Genomic DNA, 17,160 nt, shown 5'->3' with positions numbered 1-17,160 from the left:
CAAATTGAAGATATCATTAAATTGGTTAAAAGATTATGTTGATTTGGATGGCATCGATATAAAGAAGCTGTGGTACAGGTTTACAATGTCTGCCGCTGAAGTTGAAGAGATTGAATTCATGGGTCAGGACATACAGAATGTGGTCGTCGGCAAGGTTTTGAGCGTTGTTCCTCATCCTGAATCAAAGAAGCTTAAAATAGCTCAGGTGGATTCAGGTGATGGGATCCTGCAGGTGGTCTGCGGAGCTCCAAATGTTACTGAAGGCATCTCGGTTCCTCTGGCAAAGATAGGCGGTTCGGTAAAGAAGCTCCCGAAGCTTGAGAAAGTTAAATTAGCCGGAGTGGAAAGCTCTGGGATGCTGTGCTCAGCCCAGGAATTGGGTATCAGCGATGACCACAGCGGCCTTCTTATACTGGATGGCAATCATACACCCGGAACTGACATCAAGTCAATAATAGATATTGATGATGTCATCGTGGAGATTGACAATAAATCGCTTACAAACAGGCCCGATCTGTGGGGACACTATGGGATTGCCCGCGAAATTGCAGCGATATGCAGCAGGGAATTAAAGCCCATGCAGCTGGATAGCCTGGAAGCTGCAAAGGATAAACCAAAGCTTGATATAACTGTAGAAGATACTGAAAAATGCCTGAGGTATTCAGGTTTGAAGATTGACGGGATCAAAAAGCTTGAAACCTCAATAAATATGAAGGTAAGATTGTTCTACTGCGGTATGAGGTCCATTTCACCCCTTGTAGATTTGACGAACTATCTGATGCTCGAAATGGGGCAGCCCATGCACGCTTTTGACAGCAGCCAGGTTGAAAGCGGTATAGTTGTGAGGAGCACAAAGGAAGCTATAGCTTTTAAAACCCTTGACGGCTCGGAAAGAATGCTACCTGAAGATGTTTTGCTTATTTGCAACAAGGAAAAGCCTGTGGCGATAGCAGGAATAATGGGCGGAGAAAACTCAGAAATACACGGTAAAACTACTTCCATTCTTTTGGAGTCGGCTGCCTTTGAAGGTTCTTCCACCAGAAAGAGCTCAACAAGAATAGGCCTTCGCACCGAGGCAAGCTCCCGCTACGAAAAAATGCTTGACCCCAATATGACTGTTACTGCAATACAGAGATTTGTCAAGCTGCTGAAGGATATGCAGCCGGATGTCCAGTTCACATCTGCGTTAACCGACATTTACTGCAGCAAGCTTGAGCCTATAGATATCACAATAACGAAACCATACATTGACAGGTATATAGGAAACACCTTAGACATGGAAAAGATAGTCGATATTTTAAGATCGCTGGATTTCAAGGTTGATGTTGACAATGATACCTTGAATATCAAAGTTCCAACCTTCAGAGCTACTAAGGACATCACTATGAAGGTGGATATCATAGAGGAAATCACCAGAGTATACGGATATGACAATATTCAGCCTCAAACCCTGGATATTGCATTAAAACCGCTTCAATATAATGAGGAAAGGCTCACAGACCACAAGATAAAAGAGCTGCTGTCAGAAAGATTCGGTGCCAGTGAGGTAAACAGTTACATCTGGTATGACAATGCCTTCAACAGCAAGGCAGGCATAAAGACCGACGGTCAGGTCAAGATCTTAAATCCCCAGTCTCAGGACTCAAACACCTTAAGAGACAGCATGGTTCCGGGAATGCTGGCTTTTGCTGAAAAGAATGAAAAAGCATATGACGATTTCTCATTATTTGAAATCGGCAGCGTATTTAAGGCAGCTTCTCCAAAAGATAAATGTGAACAGCATAAAAATATATGTGTTCTTGCTGCGAGCAAAATCAAAAGCGAGGGTGAGCTTTTCTATGATTTGAAGGGCATGATCACCTTTATTTCAAAAGCTATAAAGAATACCCGCCTTGATTTTGCGCCCTGCACAAGCGGATATAACTGGGTGCATCCTTTGAAGTCCGTTGATGTAAGCCATAATGGAAATCTGATGGGATATATTACGGTTGTGCATCCGCTTATCAAAAGAAATATAGGCAAGAAACTTAATGTCGCTGTTATGGAAATAAATAGAGATGCGCTTCAAGCTATAAATTCAAAGGTCGCTAAGTACAGGGAGCCTTCAAAATTCCCTGAAGTTGTATTGGATTACAGCTTCCTTGTCGATAATGGAATCACTTTTGATAAGCTGAAGGAGGATATAAGCGCATACAAGTCGGAACTGCTCAATGGCTTTGAATTCGTAACCATTTATACAGGAAAGGGTCTCCCGGAGGGTAAGAAGAGTATGACCTTCAGATTTGTCATCGGCTCAAATGAAAAAACCTTGTCCAGTGATGATATAAGCACATTTGCAAAAAGTTTTATAGATTATATGGGAGCAATGGGTTATTCGTTGAGGTAAAAGCATCAGACACCTGAACAGGTTTAAGCTCCCCATTTTCATATTTATAATAAGTATGCAGCTTGCACAATGCAAGAGGCGGACAGCGCAAGATAGAAACGCTGCAAAGCTCTGGCTGTCCGTCTCCATCATAGTCCTCAACAGTATACCAAAGCGGATGAGGATAGAATGTATCCTTTGCTTCCAATTGCTGTTTGAAAGAGCCCTTCTCTCCTAGAAACCTTTTAAATTCATCTGTGTCAATCTTCAGGTCAATAGAACTATTGAGAGCTGGAAAGCTGACATTCACATTATTTTCTCCCATATACTTTATAACTCGTTCCGCATCCTTGATCTTAACTTCTCTAATATCCCCCTCGACGTACTCATATGCATTTATTACCCCTGTAGAGCCTATTCCATTGGTAGCCCAGGAATATATCAACAGCACTGCTTTTCTTTTTCCGTTTTGCTCCTGCTGAAACTTTATTTTAGGCATTTCCCCTATGGTACGATAAGGCTTGGTAAACCATTCTTCATCTTTCAAGGCAATAGCTTTGCTTCCATTTATGCTTACGGTCAAATCGCCCTTTAGATCTTCTCTTACGACTCTTTCATAGGACAGCTCAATATTTTCATCTATTCCATCACCATTTACATCTTCTGCATAGTTTTTAACCATCACCTGTATTTTCTCTTTAGTAATATTAACGGCCTGATTTCCATTATCAAAAACAAGGCTGTCCCACAAGGGCTTGCTGTCTCCCCACAAAGTATAAAGCTGTGTTTCTCCATCAAAGTGAAATACATTTCCTTCTAATGTAAAAAATATATCCGCTGCTCCTTCAAATTGCAGCCGGTAATCCCAATATGTGTAGTCAAACCCTTCTGTCAGTTCCCCCTCTTCTTGTAGATTCATGTCCAATTCCTCAACCTTTGAAAGCATATCACCAAATATGTACACGAGAGCTTTGTCTGCATCGTAAACAGCGTCCTCGCCATTTTTCTGGATTTTCAAAGAATGATAGGAGCTGTACAAGTCATCCAAGCTTCTGATCAATTCATGCTTTTCCAGGATTAATATTTCTGCCCTTTCTAAAGCCTCATAAATCCGGTTATTATGGATCAATCCTTTTGAATCCTCTTCGCTTATTTCATATGCCACGGAGTTTAAGGGGATTGTGCTGATAAAAATATTAATGCCCTGCGGCGGTGATACTGATGTCAGCGGAGAATATAGAGCCCCTAAATACATTCTTTCATCCCCTACCGTTACAATAAAGGGATAGTATCCTAGCTCCGCATATCCCCTGTCCTTCATTATTTCAGTAAGAGTTTTATCATCCTGGAGCTCAAATAGGCTGCTCACTTTGTCACTTTGCCCTTTCCAGTAGTAAGCACTTATATCTTCTTCAGTGATCAGCGGCTCATCATCTAAAGGTATGTCCTCCAGTTCAGCATCAATGAGCTTTGAAAAATCCGTTTCCTTCACTAAATATATCTTAAAATCCGATGATGCCTTCTTATTTTCTTCATTTGAATTAGAACAGCTGATTGCTACTGCTAAAAACATAAAAAAAACAGTCAATAGGATAGTCAATCTCTTCATACATCCACCCCCAGCATTCTACCATTATGACGAAAGCCACTTAAAAAAGTTTCTAAGTGCCAGGCACGACGTTTAGACTGTAAAAAGTTTCTAAGTGCCAGGCACGACGTTTAGACTGTTATTTACTTTTGCTCTCATTTCTATAGATCAGATCCTTTACTGAGCTTTCTGTTATGTTGATGTTATGTGCGATTTCCTTATATGTATATCTCAATGCTAATGCCGCTCTTGCATATTCCAGCTTGTATTGTGTCAGTCTTCTTTTCCTTGAACCTGATTTTACCAATACATAATCTTCTTCACTAATTCCCGTTTCTATCAGTATCTCATCCAGCCGTTTTCGTTCCTCTGTTTTTCTCCTGCTTAGACACATAAGCTGGTACGCTTCATCTCCGATAATTTTCTCTTTTTCATAATCCTTTTCCTCTCTCTCAGACATCAGCTCCATATATTTTTTCACCGCTTTATTCCTGTCAGCAGCCAGCATGTTAAGCACAATATCCACGTTTACGAAACCTTTGATTCCTCTTCTGTAAAAAACATCACTGCTCCATTTATATCCACTGACCGTCTCACATATACCCGCTTGTACCGGATTCTGATGTATATATCTCAATACCCATATCAGATATCTCTCATCCTGCACGAGGATTGCCTTGTACCTTCCTTGAAATACATGTCCTACTCTTTTATACTTAGCATTGAAATACTTGCTGTATTTGTTATTAATCTGATGCATTATCTCCTGCAGTTTCTTATCCATTGTCTGTATCAGAATATGGTAGTGATTGTCCATCAAGATATATCCGAATATTCGGTAGTTCATTCCCTCTATTGACTCTTTTAGCTGCTTGATGAAATACCCTTTATCAATGCTTTCCTTGAATATGTATTCCTTGTTGTTCCCCCTTGCAATCACATGATAAATACCACCCTTGTACTCTTCTCTCCAAGGTCTCCCCATAAAAAAGCCTCCTGATACTATGCTACTTACATAATATCAGAAGGCTGTCCCTGATTCAATATCCGTCTAAACGTCGTGCCTGGCACTTACTCTCGCTTGAGAAAACGCGCAATATCAACTAACGCTGGAAAGAACCAGTTTAAATATATTTTTCACAGGTTGCTTTTTTCAGTATAAATATCTTTTTATATAGTGAAAGGTTAAACAAACGGCCGTTTGAATAACTAAAAAAGTATAGAGGAGGAATATTCTAATGGGATACAAAACAGTAAGTCTTAATTATCCTATAACAAGGGTTGCTCAAAACGATCCTGATGGCTGTGGTATAGCTTCTGCCACTATGGATGTAAACTTTGTCACGGGTGCAAATTACACTTATAAAGATATTAAGTCTGCAAATGGTGGTACTACAACTGTAGACTGGTCAAAAATTGCTAGAGAGTTAGAATTAAGTCATACAAGAATTCCATCAGGTGGAGCAATGTCTGACTTTGCTACACTAAAAACAGATTTGTTTAACGAACTCTACTACAATGAGAGACCTGTTATTGTTTATGTAAAGAATAACAATACAGGAGGACAGCACTTTGTTGTTGTGAATGGTTTCCACGGTACTTTGGCATTCTTCTTAGATGAAGGTGGTGTTGAGTATCCTTCACCAGCAGGAGCAACAGCAGCTATGTTTAAAATTGTAGACCCTGGATACACAGACCATTACACATTAGCCGATGTAATGAATCATTATAGTGGCGATTTAAAAACTATTCATTTCTTCTATTAATAAAAATTAGAGGGGTAATTAATTTACCCCTCGATTTCACCAATAATTACTGAACTGCCCTTAAACATATCTAAATCTTCAACATTGTTCGCGTCTATGTTAATCTCTTTTAAATTCTTATATTTTTTAAGTGGTGATATTCTCTTTACACCAGTATTCCTTAAAGTTATAGATTCTATATTATTTACTCCTGATAGTTTATTTAGGTCAGATATTTTTGTATTATCTAACAATAATACTTTCAGGCTTGGCGTTTTACCAGACAAAATATTGATTTCTGTTAAAGGGTTATTGCTTAATAGTAAATACTGAAGGTTTTTCATTTCGGGAAAATTATTTAACGATACTATTTTATTATTGTAGAGAGAAAGCGTTTCTATTGCATCCATGTCAGGAAAACTATTTACATCTTTTTCAGTTAATCCACTATTTGTTAAATTTACATGTTCAACATTGGTTAAATTATTTAGTGGCTGATAATCATGAACATTTGGCACGTTATCAAGTCCAAAGAATGTTAATTGTTTCATATCGTTTAGGAACTCGATATTCGTTATGTCCTTACTGTTACAAATATAGAAATATTTTAACGAAGTTAATTCCACTATATCTTTAATATCATTATCATTTACATTGCCAACAACTAGTCTTTCCAATTTGCTCAATTGTCTTAGTATTGAGTAGTCTTCCAATTTTATATTTTCACCAAGGTCTACATCCAGGGCTGTTAGACTTGGCATCTCTAAAAGAATGGAAAAATCATATTTTTTACCATCCTGGAAACCGTAATTTTTATCAGGATAATTTTCATCCATCTCCCTCTCGAAATAAAAATTTCTCACCTTCTTCAAATCATCTTTTGTAAGCTCTTTATAATTTTTATTCACATCAATATTTTCTCCTATTGCTTTTACTAAAGGTTCAGGATATTTACCATATAATATTTCATTGCTACCATTTTTAGTCGAAGTATTAGATATGTTTTTGTTATACTGAGTATTACTGCACCCAATAATAAAAAGAGTACACATTAGAACTAATAGAGACATTTTAATAAATTTCATTGCAATCCCCCTTCGTGAAATATAAGATTAAATCAGCTATATTTTACTATATATGGCTCATTTTGTGAATACATAAGCAAGCTAATTAATTCCTTAAATGTCACGAAGCTACCAGGTACCAAAAGAAAGCGGTTCAACTTAAAAAGGGAGTATACTTCATTGTTAGCATTGTGCTTGGTCAACAAATAATATTAAATTTTAAAACTTTATATCATTAGGCTTAATGGCACCTTCACTTTTTATATAACGATATCCATACTTTTCTTATGGGTGCAGATTATACCTGTAGATTATTACTATTGATTTTTGTAAAACTATTTAATGCAGCACTACTGTTATCAGCTATTATAAAAACTATATATCTATGAATTGTATTCTTGTCATTTACTGAATCAATAAATAATTTATCAATCTCACCAGGTTCAATCCTGATTCAATGCTTAATTGATTATCTTTGTTTATTGAGATATTACTTATTTTCCATGCAGTTGCTTGTATACCTGTTTTAGTATCGAGCATTCTATAATATATAACATTCTGTTTGCTAAAACCAATTCGAATTGGTATACTTCAAATTTGGAATTTCAGAATAAAATTCATATTCCTTAATAAATTTACAATTACTAACATCCTGCAAGCCACTTAAAATCAGTACTTGTTAATATTATACAAGTAGTATAGCTAAACTACCTTTACAAAAAAACATTCATCGGAAATTTATGAGTTTATATGTGATTATATCCGCATTTCATAAAAACGCAATAATATAGCTCCTACATTAAGTAAGAGCATCCAAGAGTAATGATCTCAATTTTCTAAGAGCGTATTTTTTTGCCTTATTGACAGCTTGTCTTGTTATTTCCAACTCTTTAGCAACATCTTTTTCTTTGCGATCTTTAATAATTATTTCCTCAATAATCTTTCTTTGCAGTGGAGTGAGTTGTAATAGCGCACTTTGAATCTCAATTCGTAATTCGATAGAATCCTGTCTGTCTTCATCTGTAATCTGCATATCTTCCAATATAGGAATTTCGTTTTTACATATAAGGCTATTTTTTCTTGATAATCTTATGTACTCATTTTTAATCCCTCTAGCTATATATGCAACAATTTCCTTATCTTGATTCATGCAGTGCTACCTCCTTTTGTTTATCTTATTAATTGTTTTAATTAACCAGATAATAAGATCAGTATCAGCTCCATCATAACCTAATTTTTTGCTATATTTCTTTACAATTGGATTAAACTGGTCTATTAATGTTATGCATGAATCTTTATTACCCTTTTGTGCTTCTACAATAAGCTTGTATAGATTATTTTCCATTGTTTTTCCTCCTTCCAATTAAAATATCCCAACTTCCGATTGCAGAAGACGCTATTAATAAAGCATTTAGGCCGCATTAGAAAATATACTTTAGGAAGAACTTCTGAGTAAATATGTTAGTGCCTAATGTAACAATGAGTATCACAATAGAAATAAGTGACCGTGTACAGACTTCCTGTAATGCTCGGTGTTTCTTTTAGAAATTCAATTATTAATACAGTTCCGGCTAATGTACTTAGGTAAGAGTAATTAAATGCCTTTTATATCATATAAGCACTCATCATTCCCTTTAATTATTTATTTGAAAGTCAAAAATATAGAAATCGCTTGGATAGTGGCTTCTGTAGCAAACACTACAAAGGTTTCATTGTTTTTGAATCTCATATTATAAAGAGAAAAAATTATGCTCTTTGTAAACGATAAACTAAATTTTTTTTGCTAATATTTTCTTATGGAATTTATTATGACATGGAGATACTGAAGGAGAAGGAACGGAACGAAAGGAAATACGGAATTGTAAGACCGCTTGCTTATAATTTTTATTGTGTAAGGTTTTTTGTGGTTACAATTCAAATCCAGACAAAAATGGTCCATGCTTTAAAAATAGCTTGAAGCTTTTTATTTTACACTGAAAAAGAAGCTCTTTATATATTCCGCCCTTGTGCTGTGGAATAGCACTAACAGGTAAAAAACCAAGAAATAAACAGCGCTGTCTATATTTTCCGGAAAGCAAAACAGACAGTGCAATACATAAATGGAATATATTCAATTATACCATAACTACCATTGCACTCCACCGCCCGAGCGATAGTATCAGCCAATTTACTGCCTAAATCATATGTAGGAAGCATCAGCAACCTTTAATATGCAATCAAATTTACCACTTTAGGTCTAATCAGGTTATCCAAAATGCTTTTTTATTTAATGTTAGCGTCGTCATGTAATTCTTTCAATATGCTTTTTAGTTTTTGTGGTATAGGTAATCCTATTTTCGTGTAGTTTTCAATAATGCTTATACCCTCATTTGCCAAGTAAAAGAAAGCAATAGCAGTCCGTATTGCTCCCTGCTGTCCAGTTACATAGCTATCAATCGCATGGCCTATCCCTATTAGCATAAAAATTAAGACTTTTTTGCTGATACCTTTATATCCAATTTCACTTGATAACTTTTGTTGAATAATTGCAACCAAAACTCCGGTTATGTAATCAACAACGATGAAAACTAACAGGGTATAAATAATACCATCAAATCCTCCTATATAGCGTCCAATAAATGCACCAATAAAGGTGCATATAGCTTGTAATAATCCATTACTATTTTTCATCTTTTCCTCCTTATATAGTAGAATTTGTGAATATATAAGAAACAATCTGAGAAATACTACACAGAATAGTAAATCCGTTTTCCTTTATAAAAATACACCGTAGTCTATAAGCTATCTCTCTGGTAACATTATGTATTAGTATTGTTTAACCTAGCCTGTTCAAATCAGTACCGTTACACTTTTCACTTACTATAGAAATATAATAATTCTTTCTCAGAATGTTAGAATCGGTTGTATTAATTTTGACTAAACAGCAAGAGCATTTCGCAACTTTTTTAAAGCCCTAACCTTCGTTTGATTGACTGCTTGTCTGGATATACCGCTTGCTTGTGCAATACTTGCTGAAGAATACCCGGAAAAATAAATCATATAAATAACAAGGAACTCATGCTGATTCAAAATTTTATCAAGACTTAATATTAACAAAATATCATAATTGTCAAATGATGACAGAGATACTTCAGCATAATACTGTTCATTCTCACTAAGCCCAGAAAAAGGGATCACAGATTGAAAGTATTTATGTTTAGCTTTTGATTTATCAATATAGCTTGAATATATTGATTTACAAATATATGAAACTATGCTCCCGTTACAATTATTGTGAAGATTATTAATGTCAATGCTTTGAATAATTTCTAAAAAATCCACTAATAGGTCATTGTATGCATCATCATAACTAAGCTTATATGCGTATTTTCTAAGCAAAGGTTTAAACTGCTCTATTAGACGGAGACTTGCTTCATCATTTCCTTCTTGCGCTTTGAAAATTAAATCTGTCAACATGGCACACTATCCCACCTTTCTATTTGTTAAAGAGGTGGAGACACAGAAAATGTAAACTATAAAATTTGTAAAATCTTCAAATAACAGTATCAATGAATAAATCAGTATTAAGTTTGTAGTTCTGATAGCCTTTTTATAGTCTTATTAAGAGTGATAATAATAGGTCATTATCAGTCTGCTTATGTGCTCACCTGTTTGAGGTAGAGTGCAATCAATCCGAATTACTTTTCCTGCCAGATTTAGATTATAAGTACTTTCAAGAGAAAGCTTGTCCAGGTAATATCTTCTAATTTTCTTTGTTGGGAAGGGTTCTTTGTCAATAAAAAGCATATCCGTTTATTCTTTTGCATTTTTATCCCCACCATTTGTAATTTGTGATTTTATAAACTAGAAAGATAAAAGAAGGGAACGACAATGAGTATCTTAAAATACAAAAAGTCTTATCTTATTTACTCCAAAAGGTTTTGGAAATAAGGAAGTAAGCTTTAGGCTCGTTAGTCGAATAAATAAGGATTTTGTCAATAAGAAAACCACAATTTGTTTATAACAAATTGTGGTTTTCCGGATTATATGGCATATATTAAGTTGTGGGATAATCGGAGGCCATATTTTATTCCATAAGAACAGAAAATAAATATAGATAATCCAAACCCGATATTTTAGCACCATTAACATAAATTTATTTTTCATCTATCAGCATCTCGCTTACTTAAAAATCAGAAACAAAAGTAATGATAAGGACAATGTTTACATCACTGTCATATGTTGTCGAAAATAGTCAGCTTTCTTGTGGCCTTCAGCACTAAAGTAATGAATATTGTGCTCAACAGACAAAAAATCTACCGCTAAAATGGCAGATGTAGACACGTATCCATCTATGGCAACCAGGCAGTCATAGTACCGATAAATACCTTAGACTTTATGGCTTTGCGTCCCTATCTTCTGACAGATTTACCCTTAGCGCTGATGATTTTTTTTGTAAAATAATTCACAAAAGTTTTCAATTAAGTGAGTTTTGATTTATTAATCGTACACTATTTAGACGGCAAAAAATGTAAAATGTTTCAATTTGCTATTCTATTTATGTATGACCAATTCATAAATAATACTGTTTATTTTGTTGGCCGATTTATATTCTCCCCCTATTTTATCTTAGAACATCTAAATTTGATTTCACTGCAATGGCTCCTGTATAAAACTGGTAATTCAAATATTGAAAACTTCACAAACCATTGAGAATACTGAGCCCCAAGGTATTTCCGCGTATACTAGACATAGTAAATATCAACATATTTGGTATACAAAGGAGAACGCGGAATGTTCAGATCAAACCGCAATCATCACCAGCAAACCCTTTTTGACAGTACTCAGTGGATGAACCCGAAAATACGAGAAAATCCACAGAAATCGTGGATTTCCACCTTCTACTAACACGTATTTTGCAAGATAGACGTATAACCTTTTGCCGTCCTGTACGACACCACTGGCGGCTTGACCCCCTAACTATGGAGATCATGCAGCAAATCTTTAGCATTTATAGTCTTATTTATAAATGCATCTTAGAATCTATTTGGAGCCATGTATTTTATGCTTCCATGTATTCTACGGTTATTGTAATAATTCATATATTCTGCTACTGCTTTATATGCCTCCTTGAAGCTGCTCCATTCATTGCGACTGCAACATTCATCTTCTAATATAGAGTGGAATGATTCTATGTGTGCATTCATATTAGGAGTTTTTACAGGTATCCTTTGATGAATTAAGCTATTGCTATTGCAGAATCCTTCAAATTCTTTAGCTATCGAAATAAGGAAATAAGTGCCAGACGTTTAGACTGTTATTCACTTTTGCTCTCATTTCTATAGATCAGATCCTTTACTGAGCTTTCTGTTATGTTGATGTTATGTGCGATTTCCTTATATGTATATTTCAGGCATAATGCCGCTCTTGCATATTCCAGCTTGTATTGTGTCAGTCTTCTTTTCCTTGAACCTGATTTTACCAATACATAATCTTCTTCACTAATTCCCGTTTCTATCAGTATCTCATCCAGCCGTTTTCGTTCCTCTGTTTTTCTCCTGCTTAGACACATAAGCTGGTACGCTTCATCTCCGATAATTTCCTCTTTTTCATAATCCTTTTCCTCTCTCTCAGACATCAGCTCCATATATTTTTTCACCGCTTTATTCCTGTCAGCAGCCAGCATGTTAAGCACAATATCCACGTTTACGAAACCTTTGATTCCTCTTCTGTAAAAAACATCACTGCTCCATTTATATCCACTGACCGTCTCACATATACCCGCTTGTACCGGATTCTGATGTATATATCTCAATACCCATATCAGATATCTCTCATCCTGCACGAGGATTGCCTTGTACCTTCCTTGAAATACATGTCCTACTCTTTTATACTTAGCATTGAAATACTTGCTGTATTTGTTATTAATCTGATGCATTATCTCCTGCAGTTTCTTATCCATTGTCTGTATCAGAATATGGTAGTGATTGTCCATCAAGACATATCCAAAAACCCGATAATTCATTCCATCTATTGACTCTTTTAGCTGCTTGATGGAATACCCCTTATCAATGTCCTCCTTAAATATGTACTCCTTGTTGTTCCCCCTTGCAATAACATGATATATTCCGCCCTTGTACTCTTCTCTCCAAGGTCTCCCCATAAAAAAACCTCCTGATACTATGCTGCTTACATAATATCAGAAGGCTGTCCCTAATTCAATATCCGTCTAAACGTCGTGCCTGGCACTTATTCTCGCTTGTCACCGAAAAAGAAAAGTGCAACAGTCCCAGGTCCTGTATGCGCACCGATTACGGTGCCCACACTGTTGATCATGACCGGGCCGTCGAGGTGGGGAAATTTTTTCTCGACCAGATCCGCCACCTTGCGTGCATCGTCATAGCATGCTGAATTGGACACAAAGCACTTGCCAGAGTATTCGGCACCGTTTTGCGCATGCACTTCCATCATGTGCACAATCTCGGCGATAACGTGTTTTTTGCCGCGAATCTTCATGCGGGGAATTAGTTTTCCGTCATAGCTCATATTTAACAGTGGGCATATGTTCAGCAGAGTTCCCGCAATTGCAGATGCAGCTGATATACGGCCGCCGCGTTTATAATGTGTAAGATCGGTGGAAAAAAACCAATGGTGCACATTCAGTTTATTTTCCTCTACCCAAGCGTACACCTCTTCAAGTGTTGCGCCATTGTCCCTCATGTCAGCAACCGCATCGGTAAGCAGTCCATAACCCGATGATGCACCCAGCGAATCCACAATCAGGATTCTTCGATCCGGATATTTTTCTAAAAGTTCCTCCCTCGCTACACAGGCTGAATTGTAAGCTCCGGACAAACCCGTGGAAAGGGAAATGTGTAAGATTTCCTTGCCATCCTTTAAATACGGTTCAAAAAATCTAATAAACTGCTCTACGTTCACCTGGGATGTAGTTGGCATCGCTCCTGCCGCAATTTTACCATAAAATTCTTCAAAAGACATGGTTTGTCCCAAATCATCCAAATATTCCTTCCCGTTCATGTTGTAATGAAAACAAACAAATGGGATATTCCTTTTTTGAAAGTACTCATATGGCATATCTGCTGTAGAACAACAAGTAAGAACATAATCAGACATATTCGATGCTCCTTTATACCATGGTAATTATTTTTTTATACTTTTTATACACGATATTTTTGTTCTATTCATAAGTGCACATTAATTCCAGAAACTAAATTGGTTTTAGTAAGTTATTATACCACATCAATGTAAAATTTTCTACTTTTTCACATTTTAAGCACTTGCATATATATTTTTCCTTTACGTGCTACCGCCATCAATTTCTATTTTGCCGAATACTCTTGCAGTAATCTTTCTCTTATATCCCACAATGGCTTTGACAAATCGACATAGTATTTATGCGGGTTTTCAAATCTTTTTACCGCATCCCATAATGTATCGATCTGCTCCTTGCAATAACTCTTTATCTCTTTTAACTTTGGACTTGCATATACACAGGTGCCCTTATCGAAAAGTCTGATTAAAAGCCTTTTCGCAATAAAGCTAGATACAGTCTTCCTTTTCCATGTATATTCAGGATCAAATAGTTCATAAGGCTTGCTTTCATCTATAGTCTCATCATTCTTTGTAAGCACATCTGCAATTGCTTTTCCGCTTTTCTTATCAAAAAGCCTCCAAATTTGTTTAAACCCCGGATTGGTTATTTTCTCTACATTTTCACTAAGCTTTATTTTAGGAATAATTTCATCATTTTCTTCGACTGCTACCAGCTTGTAAACCCCGCCGAACACAGGATCTGACTTGGAAGTGATCAGGCGCTCCCCGACACCGAACAAATCCACCTGTGCGCCTTGTATAAGTATATCCCTGATAATAAATTCATCCAGTGAATTTGACGCAACGATTCTGCAATCCTGAAACCCGGCTTCATCCAGCATCTTTCTGGCTTCTTTCGAAAGATATGTAATATCACCGCTATCGATCCTGATTCCCGTGGGCCTGAAGCCTCTCGGAAGTACCTCCTCGTTAAATACTTTTATTGCGTTGGGAACACCGGATTTTAATACATTATAGGTATCTACAAGAAGTGTACAATTATCAGGATATGTTCTTGCATAAGCACGGAACGCCTCTAATTCATTTGAAAATATCTGAATCCAACTATGCGCCATCGTGCCGATAGCCGGAATACCAAATTCTTTCTCTGCGATCGTACATGCAGTTCCAACGCACCCGCCTATGTATGCAGCCCTCGCACCGTATATAGCTCCATCATAGCCTTGAGCCCTTCTTGAGCCGAACTCCATGATGTCCCTTCCCTGGGCAGCCCTGACGATACGATTTGATTTTGTAGCTATGAGGCTTTGATGATTTATTGTCAATAGAATCATTGTTTCAATAAACTGAGCTTCGATGACAGGTCCTCTGACCGTTACTACAGGTTCATTGGGAAATATCGGAGTGCCTTCAGGTACAGCCCAAACATCACAGCTTAATCTGAAAGCTTTAAGATATTGCAAAAATTCTTCACTGAACAGATTTTTACTCCTCAGGTATTCGATATCCTCATCATCAAATCTGAGGTCTTTCAGATACTGTATAAGCTGCTCAACTCCAGCCATTATTGCAAAGCCGCCGTTATCGGGAACCTTTCTGAAGAACATATCAAAATATGCAATTTTATCTTTTAAGCCATTCTGAAAATACCCATTTGCCATGGTTAATTCATAAAAATCCGTCAGCATGGCCAAGTTCATCCTATCCATTTATTTTACCCCCTCAACCACTTCTATTCCATTGATCATCATATTGTATAGGGCCGCTGCATTCATCAGGTCACCGTCATGCAAGCCTAAATCATAAGTTTCAACCGCATTTACAGGAACGATCACTCTTGCTTTTTTGTCCTGCATATTGAACCAGGTCTTTAATGTTATCGCAAATTGCTGTATACAAATATCTGTACAGTCACCGGTAACTATGAAGGTATTGATGTGTTCATTTTCCTTAAGCCATTTCTGAAATTTTTCTTCAAGGAAGCCATTTGTAGAATTTTTAGGAATAAGAGTATAGCCTCCGATCTCCTTGAGCTCGTCAACGATTTCCCCTTCGCTGGTTCCTGCCATGCAATGTGCCGGATAAGCATCAAATTCCGGCGAAGCTTTTGTGTGGCAGTCTGCAAATGCAAGCTTTGCAACCTTCAATTCGTCGCAAGCCTTTAACAATCCTGCTATTTCCGGTATCAAGCCTTCCACCCTCGGGCTCCTTAACGCCCCTTCCCTGGCAAAGCCATTTACCATATCAATTATTACAATGGCTGTTTGTTTCCCCTGTAAATCTTTCAACCGGATACCAGGGAGTTTTGCCAGCATATCATATATTTCTTCAAGAGTCTTAACACTTCTTTTCAAAAATTCATTTTTATTTATCATTCTCATATAGATTTCTCCTCTCACTTTGAAATATTATTCCAGTTTGGGTTAAACCTGAATAATTTTGAAGGCCTATGACCTGCGTCCTTGGTATACTCATTGGTTTCGATCACCATATCAGCGATCTTCCTTCTGAAATTTGCTTTTAACAGCTCCGCATCAAGGATAACTTCGTATACTTGCTGGAGCTCAGTAAGAGTAAATAGTTCCGGCATCAGATTAAATGCTATATCCGTATACTCAATTTTGCTGCGCAGCCTTTCAATTCCATACTCTATGATTTTCGCATGGTCAAAAGCTATCCCATTTGATTCAACGACTTCTCTCTCTACTTTTGTCACTTTCCCTTCTACAGTCTTCACAAGCTTTAGAATTGCAGAAAGATTATCCTCATCGCTGGACAAACTTAATTTCAACAGTCTTTGAAGTATGTATCCCTTTTCAGTCACTGTCTTTTGTTCTTGATACAATTTACAGGAAACCGTAAACCATTTTGCATCATCTGCATCATCACTGGCTCTGATTTCAAGCGTCGAACTATCAGCCAATGACATATAGGAGGTGCTTATTACTCTTGTACGCGGGTCTCTGGCTGCATCCCCCCACGTATAAAGCTGCTCCATATATATATCATCAATGTTGGTCTCCTCTTTTAATTCCCTTATGGCAGCTTCATCCAGGCTTTCACCCATTTTTACAAACCCACCGGGCAGAGCCCATTGTCCAATGTATGGATGGTCGCCTCTCTTAATCATCAGCAGCCTTAAGACTTTTTCAGGAAGCTTCCTGTAGTTTTCCTTTTCTTCATCGGTCACTGTAAAAATCAGCATATCCACTGTCACCGAAGGTCTCTCATATTTACTCGCATCATATGCAGCTAAGAATTGCTCCTCGGTAAGGCCCTGTTTATTTATTAGTAGATTATCCGGCATTACATCACCTTCAATTTGTTATTTATTATATGATATTA

14 protein-coding genes, 1 pseudogene and 1 riboswitch are annotated in these 17,160 nt (G+C 36.8%); of the genes and pseudogenes, 2 read left to right on the top strand and 13 right to left on the bottom strand.

Annotation, left to right across the window (positions count from 1 at the left end; genetic code table 11):
* Positions 1-4: 4 nt before the first annotated feature.
* Entirely contained in the window at positions 5-2,386 is a 2,382-nt protein-coding gene (pheT, locus tag LJD61_RS04710) for a phenylalanine--tRNA ligase subunit beta (protein ID WP_255226356.1), read from the top strand.
* Here the strand turns inward: pheT and LJD61_RS04705 are convergent.
* Both LJD61_RS04705 and LJD61_RS04700 read right to left on the bottom strand, forming a co-directional pair.
* Complete coding sequence (locus LJD61_RS04705; RefSeq protein ID WP_255226355.1) at positions 2,346-3,974, bottom strand: hypothetical protein; 1,629 nt, start codon at positions 3,972-3,974, stop codon at positions 2,346-2,348. The two genes, pheT and LJD61_RS04705, sit on opposite strands and share 41 nt — an antisense overlap.
* Before the next feature lie 118 nt (positions 3,975-4,092).
* On the bottom strand, positions 4,093-4,938 hold the full coding sequence (locus tag LJD61_RS04700) for a transposase (protein WP_255226354.1): 846 nt from the start codon (positions 4,936-4,938) through the stop codon (positions 4,093-4,095).
* 253 nt (positions 4,939-5,191) lie between these two features.
* Here LJD61_RS04700 and LJD61_RS04695 point away from each other — a divergent pair, with 253 nt between their 5' ends.
* The gene (locus LJD61_RS04695) at positions 5,192-5,719 is read left to right on the top strand and encodes a C39 family peptidase (RefSeq protein ID WP_255226353.1); all 528 of its coding nucleotides are present in this window, start codon (positions 5,192-5,194) and stop codon (positions 5,717-5,719) included.
* A gap of 23 nt (positions 5,720-5,742) precedes the next feature.
* On the opposite strand, the gene LJD61_RS04690 is transcribed toward LJD61_RS04695, so the two are convergent.
* From LJD61_RS04690 to LJD61_RS04640, 11 genes and pseudogenes are all read right to left on the bottom strand, one after another.
* A complete protein-coding gene (locus LJD61_RS04690) occupies positions 5,743-6,783 on the bottom strand; it encodes a leucine-rich repeat domain-containing protein (RefSeq protein ID WP_255226352.1) in 1,041 nt (346 codons plus the stop codon).
* 778 nt (positions 6,784-7,561) lie between these two features.
* Positions 7,562-7,912, bottom strand: coding sequence for a sigma-70 family RNA polymerase sigma factor (locus LJD61_RS04685; protein WP_255226351.1), 351 nt, complete (start codon positions 7,910-7,912; stop codon positions 7,562-7,564).
* A 6-nt stretch (positions 7,913-7,918) separates the two neighbouring features.
* Entirely contained in the window at positions 7,919-8,107 is a 189-nt protein-coding gene (locus tag LJD61_RS04680) for a hypothetical protein (RefSeq protein ID WP_255226350.1), read from the bottom strand.
* Between the two features lie 917 nt (positions 8,108-9,024).
* Entirely contained in the window at positions 9,025-9,432 is a 408-nt protein-coding gene (locus LJD61_RS04675) for a phage holin family protein (protein ID WP_255226349.1), read from the bottom strand.
* A 246-nt stretch (positions 9,433-9,678) separates the two neighbouring features.
* Positions 9,679-10,218: a sigma-70 family RNA polymerase sigma factor gene (locus tag LJD61_RS04670; protein ID WP_255226348.1), complete on the bottom strand. Its 540-nt coding sequence runs from the start codon at positions 10,216-10,218 to the stop codon at positions 9,679-9,681.
* A gap of 876 nt (positions 10,219-11,094) precedes the next feature.
* A riboswitch (cyclic di-GMP riboswitch) is annotated at positions 11,095-11,184 on the bottom strand.
* Between the two features lie 593 nt (positions 11,185-11,777).
* Positions 11,778-12,023: pseudogene (locus tag LJD61_RS04665) on the bottom strand (integrase core domain-containing protein); the annotation flags it as partial.
* Positions 12,024-12,058: 35 nt separating this feature from the next.
* Positions 12,059-12,904: a transposase gene (locus tag LJD61_RS04660; protein WP_255226347.1), complete on the bottom strand. Its 846-nt coding sequence runs from the start codon at positions 12,902-12,904 to the stop codon at positions 12,059-12,061.
* Positions 12,905-12,990: 86 nt separating this feature from the next.
* Entirely contained in the window at positions 12,991-13,875 is an 885-nt protein-coding gene (locus LJD61_RS04655; protein ID WP_255226346.1) for a DegV family protein, read from the bottom strand.
* Positions 13,876-14,081: 206 nt separating this feature from the next.
* Positions 14,082-15,524 carry a nicotinate phosphoribosyltransferase gene (locus tag LJD61_RS04650; RefSeq protein ID WP_255226345.1) on the bottom strand — a complete coding sequence of 481 codons (1,443 nt, stop codon included), beginning with the start codon at positions 15,522-15,524 and terminating at the stop codon, positions 14,082-14,084.
* Positions 15,525-16,196: a cysteine hydrolase family protein gene (locus LJD61_RS04645; protein WP_255226344.1), complete on the bottom strand. Its 672-nt coding sequence runs from the start codon at positions 16,194-16,196 to the stop codon at positions 15,525-15,527.
* 14 nt (positions 16,197-16,210) lie between these two features.
* Positions 16,211-17,122, bottom strand: coding sequence for an NUDIX hydrolase (locus LJD61_RS04640; protein WP_255226343.1), 912 nt, complete (start codon positions 17,120-17,122; stop codon positions 16,211-16,213).
* Positions 17,123-17,160 lie beyond the last annotated feature (38 nt).

The organism is Lutispora saccharofermentans (genome assembly GCF_024363565.1).
In the GTDB taxonomy this organism is placed as follows: Bacteria; Bacillota; Clostridia; order Lutisporales; family Lutisporaceae; genus Lutispora; species Lutispora saccharofermentans.
Note: the sequence above shows the minus strand (reverse complement) of the source record. Positions and strands in the feature narration are given on the sequence as shown.

What these genes read in the sequence shown, in the direction of transcription:
- LJD61_RS04705 (WP_255226355.1), bottom strand. Translation starts at nt 3,974, where the DNA reads ATGAAGAGATTGACTATCCTATTGACTGTTTTTTTTATGTTTTTAGCA.
- LJD61_RS04700 (WP_255226354.1), bottom strand. Translation starts at nt 4,938, where the DNA reads ATGGGGAGACCTTGGAGAGAAGAGTACAAGGGTGGTATTTATCATGTG.
- LJD61_RS04695 (WP_255226353.1), top strand. Translation starts at nt 5,192, where the DNA reads ATGGGATACAAAACAGTAAGTCTTAATTATCCTATAACAAGGGTTGCT.
- LJD61_RS04690 (WP_255226352.1), bottom strand. Translation starts at nt 6,783, where the DNA reads ATGAAATTTATTAAAATGTCTCTATTAGTTCTAATGTGTACTCTTTTT.
- LJD61_RS04685 (WP_255226351.1), bottom strand. Translation starts at nt 7,912, where the DNA reads ATGAATCAAGATAAGGAAATTGTTGCATATATAGCTAGAGGGATTAAA.
- LJD61_RS04680 (WP_255226350.1), bottom strand. Translation starts at nt 8,107, where the DNA reads ATGGAAAATAATCTATACAAGCTTATTGTAGAAGCACAAAAGGGTAAT.
- LJD61_RS04675 (WP_255226349.1), bottom strand. Translation starts at nt 9,432, where the DNA reads ATGAAAAATAGTAATGGATTATTACAAGCTATATGCACCTTTATTGGT.
- LJD61_RS04670 (WP_255226348.1), bottom strand. Translation starts at nt 10,218, where the DNA reads ATGTTGACAGATTTAATTTTCAAAGCGCAAGAAGGAAATGATGAAGCA.
- LJD61_RS04660 (WP_255226347.1), bottom strand. Translation starts at nt 12,904, where the DNA reads ATGGGGAGACCTTGGAGAGAAGAGTACAAGGGCGGAATATATCATGTT.
- LJD61_RS04655 (WP_255226346.1), bottom strand. Translation starts at nt 13,875, where the DNA reads ATGTCTGATTATGTTCTTACTTGTTGTTCTACAGCAGATATGCCATAT.
- LJD61_RS04650 (WP_255226345.1), bottom strand. Translation starts at nt 15,524, where the DNA reads ATGGATAGGATGAACTTGGCCATGCTGACGGATTTTTATGAATTAACC.
- LJD61_RS04645 (WP_255226344.1), bottom strand. Translation starts at nt 16,196, where the DNA reads ATGAGAATGATAAATAAAAATGAATTTTTGAAAAGAAGTGTTAAGACT.
- LJD61_RS04640 (WP_255226343.1), bottom strand. Translation starts at nt 17,122, where the DNA reads ATGCCGGATAATCTACTAATAAATAAACAGGGCCTTACCGAGGAGCAA.